Source organism: Synechococcus sp. OH30 (assembly GCF_047462175.1).
Lineage (GTDB): Bacteria > Cyanobacteriota > Cyanobacteriia > Thermostichales > Thermostichaceae > Thermostichus.
Map to the genome: position 1 here is coordinate 68,253 of NZ_JANSIP010000007.1, position 16,916 is coordinate 85,168.

10 protein-coding genes and 1 pseudogene are annotated in these 16,916 nt (G+C 58.9%); 6 read left to right on the forward strand and 5 right to left on the reverse strand.

Going from position 1 to position 16,916, the window contains the following annotated elements; all coding sequences use genetic code 11:
* Nucleotides 1–195: 195 nt before the first annotated feature.
* Nucleotides 196–504, reverse strand: coding sequence for a gas vesicle protein GvpV (locus tag NW830_RS09035; RefSeq protein WP_414361972.1), 309 nt, complete (start codon nt 502–504; stop codon nt 196–198).
* A gap of 141 nt (nt 505–645) precedes the next feature.
* Here NW830_RS09035 and NW830_RS09040 point away from each other — a divergent pair, with 141 nt between their 5' ends.
* Nucleotides 646–1,134, forward strand: coding sequence for a pentapeptide repeat-containing protein (locus NW830_RS09040; RefSeq protein ID WP_414361970.1), 489 nt, complete (start codon nt 646–648; stop codon nt 1,132–1,134).
* A 7-nt stretch (nt 1,135–1,141) separates the two neighbouring features.
* Here the strand turns inward: NW830_RS09040 and NW830_RS09045 are convergent, their stop codons facing one another.
* Nucleotides 1,142–1,453: a hypothetical protein gene (locus NW830_RS09045; protein WP_414361968.1), complete on the reverse strand. Its 312-nt coding sequence runs from the start codon at nt 1,451–1,453 to the stop codon at nt 1,142–1,144.
* Nucleotides 1,454–1,643: 190 nt separating this feature from the next.
* Between NW830_RS09045 and NW830_RS09050 the strand changes: the two genes are divergently transcribed.
* Entirely contained in the window at nt 1,644–2,363 is a 720-nt protein-coding gene (locus NW830_RS09050; protein WP_414361966.1) for an aldehyde oxygenase (deformylating), read from the forward strand.
* 110 nt (nt 2,364–2,473) lie between these two features.
* On the forward strand, nt 2,474–3,499 hold the full coding sequence (locus NW830_RS09055) for a long-chain acyl-[acyl-carrier-protein] reductase (protein ID WP_414361965.1): 1,026 nt from the start codon (nt 2,474–2,476) through the stop codon (nt 3,497–3,499).
* Between the two features lie 632 nt (nt 3,500–4,131).
* Here NW830_RS09055 and NW830_RS09060 read toward each other — a convergent pair.
* Both NW830_RS09060 and rpoB read right to left on the reverse strand, forming a co-directional pair.
* Nucleotides 4,132–9,951: pseudogene (locus tag NW830_RS09060) on the reverse strand (DNA-directed RNA polymerase subunit beta'); the annotation flags it as partial.
* A gap of 105 nt (nt 9,952–10,056) precedes the next feature.
* Nucleotides 10,057–13,446 (reverse strand): DNA-directed RNA polymerase subunit beta, encoded by a 3,390-nt coding sequence (gene rpoB, locus NW830_RS09065; protein WP_414361963.1) that lies wholly within the window; start codon nt 13,444–13,446, stop codon nt 10,057–10,059.
* A gap of 429 nt (nt 13,447–13,875) precedes the next feature.
* Between rpoB and NW830_RS09070 the strand changes: the two genes are divergently transcribed.
* Complete coding sequence (locus tag NW830_RS09070) at nt 13,876–14,616, forward strand: heme oxygenase (biliverdin-producing) (protein ID WP_414361962.1); 741 nt, start codon at nt 13,876–13,878, stop codon at nt 14,614–14,616.
* Between the two features lie 62 nt (nt 14,617–14,678).
* Here NW830_RS09070 and NW830_RS09075 read toward each other — a convergent pair whose 3' ends face one another.
* A complete protein-coding gene (locus NW830_RS09075; protein ID WP_414361960.1) occupies nt 14,679–15,206 on the reverse strand; it encodes a pentapeptide repeat-containing protein in 528 nt (175 codons plus the stop codon).
* 129 nt (nt 15,207–15,335) lie between these two features.
* Between NW830_RS09075 and pyrR the strand changes: the two genes are divergently transcribed.
* Entirely contained in the window at nt 15,336–15,899 is a 564-nt protein-coding gene (gene pyrR, locus NW830_RS09080) for a bifunctional pyr operon transcriptional regulator/uracil phosphoribosyltransferase PyrR (protein ID WP_414361957.1), read from the forward strand.
* A 31-nt stretch (nt 15,900–15,930) separates the two neighbouring features.
* Nucleotides 15,931–16,902, forward strand: a complete 972-nt coding sequence (locus NW830_RS09085) for a putative 2-dehydropantoate 2-reductase (protein ID WP_414361954.1) — start codon at nt 15,931–15,933, stop codon at nt 16,900–16,902.
* The last annotated feature ends 14 nt before the right edge of the window (nt 16,903–16,916 follow it).

Below are 16,916 nucleotides of genomic sequence, written 5' to 3' on the forward strand. Positions count from 1 at the left end.
GTTGGAAAAAATGAGTGGCTCCTAAGCTGGGCGTCGGATCCCGCCAGGGAAAGCCGGGGGCAATTGCCAGACAACTGGTCTGCTGCAGGACCTCGGCCTCACTGCTAGGATCAGCCTACCACTCTCCCTAACCCCCTGTAAGATTGGCTTTCCCAGGTTCAGGCACGCAGCTGGCTTGCCCCCCTGCAAACTGGCTCAGTACTCAAAGGTCATGGGTAGGAAGCGCGAGGGAGAAAAGCCGGCAGGATGGGGCTTTGGGGAAGAGGCGGGATCTCGAAAAGCCTCTGCTGCCTGCTGAAAATGCTGCAGCGCTTGTTCAATTTCCTGAAGCCGTGCCTGTATTTGCCCTTGCCGCTCCTGGAGAAACTCCAGTTCCTGATTAAGCCGCTGCTTTTCTAGCGAGAGCTGCTGCATCTCGGCATAGAGGGCAGATTCGGTTTTGCGGCGAGGGATCGAGCGCAACTTTGGCCGAGGTCGGGAGCGGGGCACGCGGGGCAAGTCCATCACAGGAGGTTTGGGACAAGAGTGGGGATGTGCCCATCCTAGCGCGGTTTTGAAGAAGGGGGAGCTGGCTGCGGCAGCTGTATTCTTGGCAGCAACTGTTCTCCCCCCTAAGATCCGACTTGTTGGGTGTGGAAAAGGGGAATGGTTGAGAGCGTAACGGAACTGCTGCAACGCTACAGCAGGGGTGAGCGCGATTTCAGCAACAGCCAACTGCCAGGAGCTGACTTGACTGGCGCGGAGCTACCTGGGATTGACTTAGGGGGGGCCCTCCTCCAGCAAGCCAAGCTAGCGGGGGCTAACCTGGAGCGGGCCTACCTTAGCGGCGCCGATCTTAGCCAGGCCGATCTGCAGGGATCCAACCTGCGCCTGGCCAACCTGGAGAAAGCCAAGTTGCCAGGATCCCAATTGCAAAGAGCCAACCTGCGCGGCGCCAACCTGACTGCAGCCGATCTAAGTGGCGCCGATCTTAGCCAGGCCGACCTGGCGGGGGCCAACCTCAGCAGTGCCAATCTCAAAGGGGCTAACCTCAGCGGCTGCAAGCTGAAACTGGCTAACCTGCGCGGAGCCTGCTACAACCCTGCTACCCAACTGGAAGCAGATACTGAGGAACTGGGCATGGTTTCTGCCTAGCCTCTCGCTAGTCTTCCTGCGGCTCTAGATCCAAAATCTCTTCGATCTCAGCGTCTGTGTAGCCCACTGCCCGCAGCTTCTCCGCCACCACTGCAATCTCCGGCGCCGACAGATCGTGCTGGCGCACCCGATCCCAAAGATTGGCCACAATCTGGAGCAGCAAGCGACTGCTCTCTGCCTCGAACAGCTCAAAAGCCGTTGCCAACTCGATTGCCTGCAACACCTCCTCGGCACTGCCAATTGGCTGATCGAGGGATTGTTCCTCCAGCTCCACCAGCAACTGGCGCAACTGCTGCAGGCCATCCCCAAGAGCAGACATACCACAGGCCCCCCAACACCACTTGAGCACTCACCCTAACAGGCTTGTCTCCTCAGGCAAAGGGGATCCGACAAATTCCGCGCCACCTAAGGCTATCCTGAGTAGAGGAACAATTGGGTGGCAAGCCCTAGGATTGCTGGCTGGCAAACGGTTCCCAGCAATCTACGACGACAAAAGGAGATGCATGCGTATGGCCCCAGCGAACGTCCTGCCCAACACCTCTCCCTCCCCTGCCGATGGGATAGACTACAGCAGCCCACGGTATCGGCAGGCCTACTCCCGTATCAACGGCATTGTTATCGAAGGGGAACAGGAAGCCCATAACAACTACCTTAAGCTGGCCGAAATGCTGCCGGAAGCTGCAGAGGAGCTGCGCAAGTTGGCCAAGATGGAACTGCGCCACATGAAGGGCTTCCAAGCCTGTGGCAAAAATCTGCAGGTAGAACCCGAGAGGGAGTTTGCCCGTACTTTCTTTGCCCCCTTGCGGAATAATTTCCAAAAAGCGGCAGCAGCTGCAGACTTGGTTACTTGCTTGGTTATTCAGTCGCTAATCATCGAGTGCTTTGCCATTGCTGCCTACAACATCTACCTCCCAGTTGCCGATGAGTTTGCCCGCAAGATTACAGAAGGGGTAGTCAAGGACGAATATTTCCACCTTAATTTTGGCGAGCGCTGGCTGGGCGAAAACTTTGCTGAGGTCAAAGCCCAAATTGAAGCGGCCAACGCCCAAAATCTGCCCCTGGTCTGGCAGATGCTGCAGCAGGTGAATGAAGACATAGAAGCTATCTACATGGATCGCGAGGCCATTGTGGAGGACTTCCTCATTGCCTATGGCGAAGCGCTGGCCAACATTGGCTTTAGCACGCGCGAGGTGATGCGCCTCTCAGCCCAGGGTCTGCGGGCTGCTTGACCCGCCTCTACTCTGCCTGCCGATGGGGTGTCTGGCCTAGCTGGAGCGCTCCCTACTCTTGCTGGGACATGTTTTGATGGGATCCGGATGGAAGAAGTGAGTGGGCGTCTATGTTTGGCCTGATCGGGCACTTGACTAGCCTGGCCAACGCAAAGCAGGTGGCAGACAAGCTGGGGTATGCCGAATATGCGGAAAGTGACCTGGAATTTTGGTGTATGGCTCCACCTCAAGTGGTGGATGAGATTGTAGTTACCAGTATCACTGGCCAGAAAATTTATGGTCAGTACGTTGAATCCTGTTTCCTACCGGAAATGCTGGCTGGGGGTCGAGTAAAGGCGGCCTGTCGTAAAGTTTTAAATGCCATGGCCCTAGCGCAGCGGCGGGGCCTCAATATCACTGCGCTAGGCGGGTTTAGCAGCATTATCTTTGAGAATTTTCGCCTCGAAACCCTCAAGCGGGTGCGCAACGTTGACCTGGAGATCCGGCGCTTCACGACTGGCAACACCCACACCGCTTACATTATTTGTCAACAATTGCAGGCGGCAGCCCAGCGCTACGCTATGGACTTGGCTGCTGCCACAGTTGCCGTGGTGGGAGCTACCGGCGATATCGGCAGTGCCATTTGTCAGTGGCTGGTGAACTGCACTTCAGTAGCCAAGCTGTTGCTCATAGCCCGCGAGCGGCGACGCCTAGAAGAACTGCAGGCCACCCTCAAAAAAGGGGAGATCTCTTCCCTAGAAGAGGCCTTGCCGCGCGCCGACTTCATTGTCTGGGTGGCCAGCATGAGCCAGGGGGTAACCCTCGATCCCCAAGTGTTGCCGGATCCCTGCGTCATCATCGACGGCGGCTATCCCAAAAACATCGCCTCTCGGTTGCAGCGCAAGGGGTTATATGTCATCGACGGCGGCATGGTGGAACACGCCCTGGATATTGAGTGGAATATCATGCAATTTTTGAATGTGGCCAACCCCGCCCGTCACCTCTTTGCCTGCTTTGCCGAGGCAATGCTGCTGGAGTTCGAGGGTCTGCACACCAATTTCAGTTGGGGCCGCAACCTCATTACTTTGGAGAAACTAGAGCTCATTGGGCAATTGTCGCGCAAGCACGGCTTTCGCCCTCTCCTGCCGGCAGCTTAGGCTCAAGGTTAAAAAAACGACGCGGAAGCGCTTCTTTACCACTCACCTTAGGCAGATTGGCAGCAGGATGCCGACTTTGCTTAAGCCCGTTCTGAAGAGTCTGAGCGGGTGGTGAGCTTCTTGAACTTTGCCCTGGGAGCCATTGCGGCTAAGCGCAGCCTGTCCAGAACCCAGCCCTTGAGGGCGGGGCGGAAAAGCTCGCTCAGGTTGCTGTTCCCAGGCGAGTCCCTAAAACGGTGGCAAGCGTCCGGGAGATACTAACGTCTCAGCCAGCCTGCAAGGACTCCGTCCCGCTAAGGGGCTTTGCCTCAAGGGACTGTCTAGAGGCATCTTGCCAGTGCCTTTACAAGTTCGTTGTTGAACTGCGTAAGAATCCCCCGCCTTTAGGCGGTGGGAATGTTTTGGCCTTGGCTGCTGTGGATCCCTACGAGGTGGTGTTGCCCTGCTTTTGGCTCTACCGCGAGGTGGGGTCTGCCCAACAACCCCCATGCGGGCAAAGCAAACAGGCCATTGACCTCTGGGAAACCTGGCAGCCCCTAACCCCGAAGGGAAAAACAGGCCACCTTTTGGGGAGCCATCCCTCCTTGCCAAGTTAGCAGGAGGGACAGCAACCGCAACTTAGGTGGCCTCGCTTACTCTTCTTCTTCCTCCTCTTCTGTTGGCTCGTCAATAGGGGTGGAGTCGTCGATGAGTTGGTCATCCTCTAGGACCACGCGGCGTGGTACCCCCGGCAGGACTACGGGATGCTCTTCCTCCTCAGGAGGCTCCGGCTCTGGCACTACCTCCTGGTAGGTGCTAAAGCCTGTACCTGCCGGGATCAGGCGGCCGATGATGACGTTCTCCTTCAGGCCCCGCAACCAGTCGGATCTGCCCTCAATGGCTGCCTCAGTGAGCACCCGCGTGGTTTCCTGGAAGCTGGCTGCTGAGATGAAGCTATCGGTATTCAAGCTGGCCTTGGTGATCCCCAGGAGGACGGGTGTGTACTTGGCCGGTGCCCCTCCACTGAGCGCTAGGGAGGCATTTTCTTGCTGGATTTGCCGCAACTCTACCAGCTCACCCGGTAACAGGACGGTGTCACCGCTGTCGTCCACCCGCACTTTAGAGGTCATCTGGCGTACCACAATCTCAATGTGCTTGTCGGCAATTTCTACCCCCTGCGAGCGGTAGACATTCTGCACCTCGTTGACGAGGAAGCGCTGTACCTCCCGCAGGGCCAGCCGCGCCGCTTGGTCATCTCCCAGGGTCTGGCGGTAGTACTCGAAGTAGATCTCCAGAAGATCGTGGGGGTTGGCGGGGCCGTCAGTTAGGGGATCCCCTACCCCCACCGGCTGGCCGTCAACCACCACCAAGCTCTGCCCTGGCAGCACAGAATAGGGAGTAACCGTGCCATCGGCCTCGATGACCCTTAGATCCGGCTCTTCTCCCTGCCAGCTTAGCTGCACGATGCCGGGTCGCTTGGCCAAGACACACATTTCCTTGGGCTTGCGAGCCTCTAACAGCTCCTCCACCCGCGGCAGCCCCTGGATGATGTCGCCGGTCTTGGCCCGCTCAAAGATGAGGATGGCTAGGGCATCTCCCCGCTGCACGAGATCTCCATCCCGCACCTGGAGGATGGCACCTGCGGAAACCAGGTAGGGCCGCGCCAGCCGCAGCACCAGGTGCCCCTCCGCAATTTGCATCACTTGGCCCGACTCAGGAGCAGCGATCCCTGGCGCCAGCTCATCTCCAGCTCGCACTAGCGCTCCCACCTCGACCCTAGCGGGTCCGTTTAAGGGCACCGTCAGCAGATCGTCGTCGGTAATGACTAGCACCCGCCGCACTACCTCAGTGCCCTGGCGGATCCCTTGCACAATCCCGGCTTTTTTGGCCTGGATCTCGGTGCGGGCGATAACTCCCCCTTTGCCAACAGTGTCTCCTTGATTGACCAGCAGCCGGGTGTGGGTACTCCCCTGGGTGAGATCTGCCTCCACATCGGGGCGCAGCACCAAGGTTTCCAGAATCACCAGTTGCAGGCGGCGGATACTGGGATCCTTCTCATCCTGGATGAGCTCAATATCAGCCTTCAGCTGCGGGGCGTCAGTATCGATCTCCAACACCAATTGTGTGCGTAGCAATTCCACTGGACCCACCGACTTGACCCGCTCCCCGTCCTTAAAGGGAACCCGCTGTACAGCCCGCAGGCGAATGGAGCGACCAGACTCACTCGTGGACTCCTGGGTGGGCACCACAGGTCGATCGGGAATTTCATACTCGTACACCGGGCGCAGGAGGACGGCGGGTCCTTCGGGGGTTTCCACCTGCTCCAGATAGACCAGTCGGTCAGGAACAATGCTGCTAAGCAGCTTTTGACCCGGCTGGATGAAGGTTCCAGTGGGGATTTCCAAGTCAGCGGGATCCTCCACCAAATGCAGAGATCCAGGCTTGATGATGATTTCCCGGAGGATGTCGTTTTTCTGGATAACCTCAACTACACCGGCATTTTGGCAGAAAATGTCCTTCACCACCTCAGTGCCGGCTTCCACGTACTGGCCATCCTCTACGTTTAAGAGAGAGATGTCCTTATTCACCTCGTGGGTCTCCTCCGGGATCCACAGCAGGGTGCCGCCGCGGATGACCTCGTAGCCCTGCTTTGCTCTGCCCCGCCGAGCTACCTCAATGCCAGCAAACTTGGCCAAGCCCCCCGTTTGACTGCGGAAGTGGTTGTCGATTAGCTCTGCCACCACCTCGTCGTTGCCGACTTTGGTACCTGGCGTGGCTTTGAGGACAAAAGTCTGGCCGCTGGGGGTGTCTAGCAAAAATTGCTCTCGGCCCTGGTGAGATTCCACCCGCACCCGCGCCTCGTGGAGCACCACGGCCGCATTGATAATCTCCACCTCCCGTCCACCTTTGATGTCGCTGCACTCTGGCAGGCGCACCATACCGCCATGCTCAGTTACTAGGGAGGTTTCGGCAATCACATCCCCCGGCTGCACCCGATCCCCGTTTTTCACCACTGGCTCGGCGCCCGGAGGCAGGTTGTACACCTGGCCAGACAGAACCCAGATCAGCCCTTGCCGCTGGGCAGTGGAGGTAGTGTTGCCCTGGCGGTCGGTTTTTTCCTCAATGGGCAGGTCAGCAAAGCGAATTTCCCCCGCCAAATCGGCTACTACCTCCTTCTGGGCTTTTTCGGTGCTCTTGCGCACGGCCTTGGCTACAGCCACTTCCCCAATTAACTGATTCCGCTGCACCTGCGCCCCATCTCGCACCAGCAGGGTGGATCCCTGGGTTAGATCGAAGACTTCCCGCTGTCCATCCGGTCCCTCCAGGACAATTTGGTTATTGACCTCCACCTGGAGGGCGTCATCACCGTGGCGGGTGCGGAAGGGGCGGGTGCGCAGATTCTTCGGGAAGCGCACCACACCGGCAAAGGGGGCGCGAATTTGGCGAGCCACCTCCCCTGTAAACACCCCCCCCGTATGGAAGGTGCGCATGGTCAACTGGGTGCCCGGCTCTCCAATCGATTGCGCAGCAATGATCCCGACCGCCTCACCCAGATCCACCAGACGGGAATGGGCCAGGCTCCAGCCGTAGCACATGCGGCACACCGAGCGGTTGGCTTCACAGGTGAGGGGAGAACGCACCATCACCTGCTGGATGCCGGCCTCCACAATGGCTTTGGCTAAATCGTGATCTACATCTTGGTTGCGGCGGGCAATGATCTCCTGGGTTTGCGGATGCACCACATCTTGGGCTAGCACCCGCCCCACCAAGCGCTCCTCCAGGGGCACCACGACCTTGTCTCCATCCATCAAAGCCTGCAGCGGGATCCCCTGGTCCGTGCCGCAGTCCACCTCTCGCACAATCACGTCCTGGCAGACATCCACCAAGCGGCGAGTGAGGTAGCCAGAGTCGGCAGTACGCAGCGCTGTGTCCACCAAGCCCTTGCGCGCCCCGTAGGAGGAGATGATGTATTCGGTAACAGTTAAGCCCTCGCGGAAATTGGCTTTAATGGGCAAGTCAATGATCTCCCCCTGGGGATTGGCCATGAGGCCGCGCATGCCCACCAACTGCCGCACTTGCGAGACATTGCCCCTCGCCCCCGAGTTGGCCATCATGTAGACCGAGTTGAGAGGATCGTTCTGGCGGAAGTTGTTGAGCATCTCCTCCTTAATTTGCTCATTGACTTGGTTCCAAGTGTCGATGACCTTTTGATAGCGCTCCACTTCCGTAATCTCGCCGCGGATAAAGCGCTCTGTGGCTGCCTCGATCTCTGCTTCTGCCTGGGCCAACAGCTTCCGCTTGCTGGGCGGGATGCGTAGGTCTTCAATGCTGATGGAGACAGCAGCTTGGGTGGCGTACCTAAAGCCCAGCGCTTTCAGGGCATCCGCCACCTGGGCTGTGCGGGCAGTGCCGTAGCGGGCAAAGGCCCAGGCAATGAGGTTGTGCAGCTCTTTTTTACCGATTTGATAGTTGCGAAAGGGAACAGGAGGCGGCGGGGTCTCGGTCCTAGAGCCAGGAGCAGGCCGCCGCATCCAGCTGGGAGAAATTCGTCCTTTTTCGCTCATGGTGCCTCGCTAGAAAAGGGGGAATTACGCCGACAGAATGTCCTGCACCGTCTTGTTAAAGATGATCCGACCCGGTGTAGTGCGAATGTATTGACTAATTACGTTGCCCTCTTGGTCCTCGCGAATGCGACGGTAGTTGGTAATCTTGAGTCGGGTGCCGCCTGGTTCCTCGATAATCTGGGGCTCTGACTCTTTTTCTCCTTTGCCCAACTCCATGGGGCCGCTGTAGCGCACCCAGATTTTGCTGTGCAGACCAATGATGCCGCGGTCGTAGGCAATGAGGGCATCCTCCAGGCTGGCAAAATAGCGGTCGTTAATCTCAGGCGCCTCGGGGTTGTCCACGGTCAGGTAGTAGCAGCCCAACACCATGTCTTGGGTAGGGGTAATGATGGGGGCACCGGTGGCGGGGGAGAGGATATTGTTGGTGGCCAACATCAGCAGGCGCGCCTCCGCCTGGGCTTCCAAGGATAAGGGCACATGCACGGCCATCTGGTCGCCATCAAAGTCAGCGTTGAAAGCTGGACAGACCAGGGGGTGGAGCTGAATCGCCCTCCCCTCCACTAGAACCGGCTCAAAGGCTTGGATCCCGAGGCGGTGCAATGTTGGAGCGCGGTTGAGCAAAACTGGGTGGCCGTCAATGACCTCCTCCAGGACATCCCAAACCTGCGGGTCATTGCTTTGGATTAGCTTTTTGGCGGCTCTGATGTTGTTGACGATGTTCCGCTTGATCAACTTGTGGATGACAAAGGGTTGGAACAGCTCGATGGCCATCTCTTTGGGCAGGCCGCACTGGTGCATGCGCAGGTTGGGCCCCACCACAATTACCGAGCGCCCAGAATAATCCACGCGCTTGCCAAGCAGGTTTTGCCGGAAGCGCCCCTGTTTGCCCTCGATGATGTCTGAGAGAGACTTGAGGGGACGATTGTTAGCCCCCACCACCATGCGCCCCCGCCTCCCATTGTCAATGAGGGCATCTACCGCCTCCTGTAGCATGCGCTTTTCGTTGCGCACAATGATCTCTGGCGCCATGATCTCCTGCAGGCGCGCCAGGCGGTTGTTGCGATTAATCACGCGGCGATAGAGGTCGTTGAGGTCACTAGTGGCAAAACGGCCCCCATCCAACTGCACCATTGGGCGCAGATCGGGTGGGATGACGGGTAGCACCCGCAGCACCATCCACTCAGGCCGAGCTCCAGTGGCAATGAAGTTGTTGATAACCCGCAACCGCTTAATCAGGCGCGCTCGCTTCTGGCCGCGGGCAGTAGCAATTTCCTCCCGCAACTGCTCCGCTTCTTTTTCTAGATCAATGTCTTTGAGCAGGCGTTCGATAGCTTCCGCCCCAATCATGGCCCAGTTTTCCGGCAGCTGCAGCTGGGATCCCTCCTCGTACATCTGATCCTCAATCTCGAGGTATTGGTCCTCAGTCAGCAGCTGCTTGTAGGAGAGGTTGGGGGCATTGCCCGGATCCACCACGACGTAGGCGTTAAAGTACACCACCTGCTCCACGTCGCGCAGCGGCATGTCCAGCAGCGTGGCAATATAGCTGGGGATCCCCTTCAAGTACCAAACGTGGGTAACCGGAGCGGCCAGCTTGATGTAGCCCATGCGATAGCGGCGCACTCGCGACTCCGTCACTTCCACCCCACAGCGTTCGCAAACAATGCCGCGGTGCCGCACGCGCTTGTACTTGCCACAGTGGCACTCCCAGTCCTTAACTGGCCCAAAGATGCGCTCACAAAAGAGGCCATCCATCTCCGGCTTAAGGGTCCGGTAGTTGATGGTCTCTGGCTTGGTGACCTCTCCCACCACTTGGCCATTGGGTAGCGTGCGCTGGCACCACTCCATAATTCGCTCTGGAGAGGCCAACCCAATCTTGATGTAGTCAAAGCGCTGCTCTGTTCTGGCCATTGCCATTTCTCCTGACTTGCTGCCCTAGCACCTGGACAGGAAGGAGAGAGGGATCATCCCCCTCCTTCCTCAGTTGGCTGGGACCTTAGACCTACCCAGCGCCCCCTAGAAATCGTCCTCGTCTTCTTCCTTCTCCCAACTGCGGCTGGCTGGGGAGAAGTCCTCCCTAGGCGCCGGAGAAAGATCCTCAGCCGTAATTGACTCGTAGGTGGGCCGGGAGGGAGTGTGGCGGGTCGAGACATCAGCCATCAGGTCTACCTCCACGTGGTAGGTCTGGCCCTTGCTGTCCACCTCTACCTTGTGCACGGAGACATCTAGGCAAAGGGACTGGAGCTCCCGCACCAACACCTTGAAGGATTCCGGCGTGCCGGGTCGAGGAATGGGCTTGCCCTTGACAATGGCGTTGAGGGCCTCGTTGCGCCCCACCATGTCGTCCGACTTCACAGTCAGCAGTTCCTGCAGGATGTAGGCCGCCCCAAACGCCTCCAGAGCCCACACCTCCATCTCGCCAAAGCGCTGGCCACCCTGCTGCGCCTTGCCCCCCAGGGGCTGCTGGGTTACCAGCGAGTAGGGGCCAGTGGAGCGGGCGTGGATCTTGTCGTCCACCAAGTGCACCAGCTTCAGCATGTAGGCACGGCCCACCGTAACCGGCTGGTCGAAAGGCTCACCCGTGCGGCCGTCAAACACCTGAACTTTGCCACAGTACTTGCCTTCAGGGTTGAAGATCCAGTCCTTGCCAGTCTTCTCGCGCGCCTCCCGCAACTTGGCCTCCACTGTCAGCCGGGAAGCCTCCAGGCCGTGCATTTCATCGAAGGGCATTAGCTTAAAGCGTACCCCTAGGTGCTCTGCTGCCCAGCCCAGTAGGCACTCATACACTTGGCCCACGTTCATGCGGGAGGGCACCCCTAGGGGGTTGAGCACCACATCCACTGGGGTGCCATCTGGCAGGTAGGGCATGTCCTCAATCGGCAAGATGCGGGAGATGATGCCCTTGTTGCCGTGGCGGCCAGCAATCTTATCCCCCACCTGAATCTTGCGCTTGAGGGCAATGTAGACTCGCACCACCATGTTGGCACCCGGCGGCAGCTCATCCCCCTGCTCACGGGTAAAAATGCGCACATCTACCACCCGCCCGCGCTCACCGTTGGGCACCCGCAGGGAGTTGTCTCGCACGTCGCGGGCTTTCTCGCCGAAAATGGCCCGCAGCAGGCGTTCTTCCGGAGGCTGATCCGACTCCCCTTTGGGCGTCACCTTGCCCACGAGGATGTCGCCGGCTTCTACCCAAGCCCCAATGCGCACAATGCCGTTTTCATCCAGGTTGCGCAGGGCATCCTCGCCTACGTTGGGGATCTCGCGGGTAATCTCCTCCGGCCCTAGCTTGGTTTGCCGGGCCTCAATTTCGTATTTCTCAATGTGGACTGAGGTGAAGACATCATCGTAGACCAGCCGCTCGCTGATGAGGATGGCGTCTTCGTAGTTGTAGCCCTCCCAGGGCATGTAGGCCACCAGTACGTTTTGGCCCAAGGCCAGCTCGCCGCCCTCGGTTGCTGGGCCGTCGGCCAGCACCTGGCCGGTCACGACCCGATCCCCCACGTAAACCAAAGGACGCTGGTTAAGGCAGGTGTCTTGGTTGGAGCGCTGATATTTTTGCAGGCGGTAGACGATGGGATCCCCGCCATCGTCTGGCCGCACCACAATTTCATCCGCAGAAACATAGGTCACTACCCCATTGGTGCGCGACACCACCACCATGCCAGAGTCCCGCGCCGCCTGGGCTTCTAAACCAGTGCCCACGTAGGGCCGCTCCGGCTTGAGCAGCGGCACCGCCTGGCGCTGCATGTTGGCTCCCATCAAGGCGCGGTTGGCGTCGTCATGCTCCAGGAAGGGGATCAAAGAGGTGGCCACCGAGATGACCTGCACCGGTGACACCTGCACGTAATGCACCTCACTGGGGTGGGCAGTGGTAAATTCTTGACGGTAGCGTACTGGCACGACCTCGGCCGTGATGCGGCCCTCGGCATCGACCGGCACATCCCCTGGTGCCACGCGATACTCGTCCTCCTCGTCGGCGGTGAGGTAGACCATGCCTAGGTCTTTGCGCACCACGCCGTTCTCGACACGGTAGTAGGGGCTCTCGATAAAGCCGTATTGGTTGACACGGGCGTGGGTGGCTAAGGATCCAATCAACCCTGCGTTGGGTCCTTCGGGGGTTTCAATGGGACAAATCCGCCCGTAGTGGCTGGGGTGAATGTCCCGCACGGCAAAGCCAGCCCGTTCCCGCGTCAAGCCACCAGGCCCCAGAGCCGATATCCGCCGCTTGTGGGTTAGCTCTGCCAGGGGGTTTGTCTGATCCATGAACTGGGAGAGCTGGCTGGAGCCAAAGAACTCCTTAATAGCAGCCACCAGGGGCTTGGGGTTAACCAGGGAGGCTGGGGTGAGGTTTTCCGACTCGGAAACTGTCATCCGCTCGCGGATAATCCGCTCCAGGCGGTTGAGACCTACCCGCACCTGGTTTTGCAGCAGCTCCCCCACAGAGCGCACACGCCGGTTACCCAGGTGGTCAATGTCATCAACCTGGCCAATGTCATACTCCAGGTTGATGAGGTAGTCGATAACAGCCAGAATGTCGGTAACGGTGAGCACCCGCACATTTTCGGGCACCGTTAGATTGAGCTTTTTGTTGAGCTTGTAGCGCCCTACCCGGCCCAAGTCGTAGCGCTTGGGATCAAAAAAGCGCGACTCCAGCAGCTGCTGGCCGCCGGAGACCGTGGGAGGCTCCCCAGGCCGCAGCTTGCGGTAGAGCTCCATCAGCGCCTCTTCTTCGCTGTAGCGCCCCTCCTCTTCCATGGTCTTCTGGAAAAATTCGGGGTGGCGCAGGCTGTCGTAGATCTCTGAGTCACTTAGACCCAAAGCCTTGAGCAGAACCGCCGCCGAGAGCTTGCGGGTTTTGTCAATGCGCACCCATACCAGGCCATTTTTGTCAGTCTCAAACTTCAGCCAGGCACCGCGGTTGGGAATGAGACTAGCGCTGTAGGTACGGCGGCCGTTTTTGTCCAGCTCTGACTTGTAGTAGACGCCAGGGCTGCGCACAATCTGGTTGACGATGACCCGCTCGGCGCCGTTGATGATAAAGGTGCCCCGGTCCGTCATCAAGGGCAGCTCGCCCATGAAGACGTCCATGTCCTTGATTTCGCCTGTCTCCTTGTTGATCAAGCGAGTAGGCACCCGGATTTGCGCTTGATAGGTGGCGTCCCGCCGCTTGGCCTCCTCTGGGTCGTAGCGTGGCTTGCTAATCTTGTACCCTTTGGAGGGATCGCCGGGACGATACTCCGGCAGAAAGTGCAGTTCCAGCTTGCCGGTGTAGTCGACGATGGGAGAAAAACTAAGGAGCTCCTCTTCAAACCCTTCTCGTAAAAACCAGAGGAAACTTTCCCGCTGAATCTCTACCAGGTCAGGTAAGGTAAGAACAGGGGAGGGAACAGTTAGTGGGGTCATGCGTTGCTTGGCAGGGTTTGCGCTGCAGTCAGGCCTTCAATTATAGAAGCCTCGCCAATGATCGTCAACGAACGTTACAAGGGCCGCTGGCAACCCCTGCCCTAGGCTCAGGAGCTGGCAGATCCCGCCTCCTTCCCAACCTGCCTTAAGGATTGTTCACATCCATTCACACTTAGGCAGACTATCCTAATCTTCTAGGCTGTTGACCGTTGGTTGCGGGCTTCCTGGAGAGGACGGCGAGGGGACAGTCAAGCCCGGGAGAGGGGGTCGGCGCTGTCTTTGCCGGGCTGGGCGCTGAGGAGATCCCGAGGAGGAGGCCCAGTTTACCCAGCTTGCAAGGTGGGAAAGCCTTCGCCGTTTATCGATAAGCCGGTCAATGGCTGGAGCCAGGCAGCGTTTTCAATAGAGAGTTTACAAGAGGAGGGTTTTGTGAGTCGGCACAGTCAGGAACATCAAAACGCTAGCCTATCGGTCCAGTTGCGGGAGGGCACCAAGCAGTCCCACACCATGGCCGAGAACATGGCTTTTATCAAATGTTTCCTTAAGGGGGTGGTCGACAAGCGTACCTATAGCCGCTACGTGGGCAATTTCTACTTTGTCTACAGCGCGCTGGAAGAGGGGTTTGCGAAGTTGCGGGATCACCCAATCGTGGGTCAGCTCTACTACCCTGAATTGTGGCGCAAGGCCAGCTTGGAGAAGGATTTAAACTACTTCATTGGTCCCCATTGGCCCTCTGTGGTTAAGCCTTCCCCTGCTTGCCAAGTCTATGTCAACCGCATTCGGGAAGTGGTGGAAAAAGATCCGGTTTTGCTCATTGCCCACGCCTACACCCGCTACATTGGCGACCTGTCGGGTGGCCAGATCCTGAAAAACATTGCCCGCCGGGCCATGGGCCTGCCGCCAGGGGAGGGCACTGCCTTCTACGACTTTGAGCAGATCCCCCACGAGGGCAAGTTTAAGCAGCGCTACCGCGCTCAACTGGATGCCCTGGGGCTGGATCAGGTTACTATCGAGCGCATTGTGGCGGAAGCCAACTATGCCTTCAAGCTCAACATGGACTTGTTTAGAGAGTTGGAGGGCAATTGGCTGCTGTCGATGGCGCGCTTGGCCTGGAATTCTCTCCTCGGCCAGTTTCAGCGTAAGCCTGCCAGCTCTGAGGTGGCTGCGTAGGCTAGGTCTGCCAAATGGTGGATTTCGCCCCTCTCCCCTAGGGAGAGGGGCTGGGACAGCGGCTAGTCGCACCCAAGGGTGTCGCGGGTGGCCCGACCAGTAACTGGGTTAACGCCGCTAGCCCGTTGGCAGAGGAGAGCAAGGGCATCTTTGCGGATGAGGGCGTTGGTAAAGTCTGCTCCCTCGATCTCGATCCCTTCCACCCGCGCCAGCCACATCATGCTGTCTTGCAGTTGGGCTTCCCGCAGGTCAGCACCCTGTAAATTGGCCATGTCCAAGGTGGCGCCGCGCAGGTCTGCACCGCGCAGGTTAGCCTTGCTGAGGTTGGCTCCGAAAAAATTGGCTCCTGTTGCCTTCACGTGGCTGAGATTGCTTTGCCGTAGGTTGGCTTTGAGGAATTTCCAGCCGCTCAGGTCTTGTCCGGCAAAGTTTGCCCCCTGCAGCTCCCGCTTGCTGTAGTCTTCTGCCCAGGCTGGCAATCCCAGCAGGACTAACCCCAACGCCAGCCCCAGGAGCGCCGCCAGTACGGCCCGTAAGCAGCGGGCCCACATCCATCTTTTCTCCGCCGCAACTGGCCCTGCAGTGGACATGACGGATCCCTCCCTTCTGGAGTCTTTTTGCCTTTGCTTTATCTATCCTACTGGCTGGGGATCTCAGCGGCAGATTGGGCTAACTTGGGATGTCAGCCCCCACTAACAACAAGGGGACGCAGGGGATCCATGTCCACAACCGAGGTGTTCAGTGCCCAGGAGATGGCTAGGCAAATTGCCGCTTTGGCGGCGGCAATCGGCAGGGATCACCCCCACCTGGACAGGCTGGTGTTAATTGGCATCCGCACCCGCGGGGTGCCCCTGGCCTATCGGCTCCGGGATGGCATGGCCGAGCTGTTTGGGATCCCACCCCAGGTAGGGGAGTTGGACATCACCCTCTTCCGCGACGACCTGGGCGCTGGCCGGCTGCGCACCCCCAATCGCAGTGAAATGCCACGGGATCTAACTGGCCAAGAGGTAGTGCTGGTGGACGATGTTATCTTTCACGGCCGCACGGTCCGGGCAGCTTTGGAGGCCCTTAGCCACTTTGGACGGCCGGAACGGGTGCGCTTAGCCGTGCTGATTGACCGCGGCCATCGGCACTTCCCCATTCAGCCAGACTACTGCGGCCACAGGCTAACCACAACCCCTGAGCAAATGGTTAAGGTGCAGCTGCGGGAAACCGACGGTGAGGAGCGGGTACTGTTGATTGACCCTGATCCCAAGGAAGCGCCCCAGAGGGCGATAGGGTGAGGCTCAGCGGCCCAAGGTTGTTGCTAGGTCTATGTTGCCGGAAAACCGCCGTTACGCTGTTTTGGGCAGCGGTGCCCTGGGAGGATTCTACGGAGCCAAGTTACAGCAGGCTGGCTTTGAGGTGCATTTCCTGCTCCATAGTGACTACGAGCACGTGCGCCAGAACGGGCTGTGGGTGGAATCCTGCTGGGGAGACTTTCACCTGCCCCAGGTCAATGCCTACGTCTCCGTGGAGGAGATGCCCCCTTGCGAGGGGGTCATCGTGGCCCTGAAAGCAACCCAAAATCACCTTCTGTCGCAGTTGCTGCCGCCCGTGCTGGCCGAAAGAGGGGTGGTGATCCTCCTGCAAAATGGGCTAGGGGCAGAGCCGGAGATTGCCAACTGCGTTGGCCCCGAGCGCATCATGGGTGGCCTCTGTTTCATCAGCTCCAATAAAGTTGGTCCCGGCCACATCCGCCACCTCGACTATGGCTCGGTGCTGCTGGCCGAATACGGCCCTGGCTATGCCCCCCAGGGAATCACACCCCGTCTGCAACAGATCCAGGCCGATTTTCAGCGGGCTGGGATCCCCACTGCCCTCTCACCAGATCTGATGTTGGCCCGCTGGCAAAAGTTGGTCTGGAACATTCCCTTCAATGGCCTCTCGGTGGTCTTTAATGCCGACACCCAGCAGATGATCCGCGACCCGGCAGCCCGCGCCTTGGCAGAAGCCCTGATGCAGGAGGTGGTGGAGGGAGCTGCGGCCTGTGGTCGCCGGCTTCCCCCTTCCCTGATTCCAGAAATGCTGGCTAACACCGAGAAGATGGCTCCCTACCGCACCAGCATGAAGATTGACTACGAGCGCAAGCGTCCCCTGGAACTGGAGGCTATTTTTGCCAACCCTCTCCGCTATGCCCAGCAGGGCGGGGTCCAGATGCCGCGGGTGGAGATGCTCTACCGGCAGCTGCAGGTGTTGGATCGTCTTAATCGTGGGATCCCAGCCTTTTCCTCCCCTTGCGGCTAGACTCAGCTCCAGTG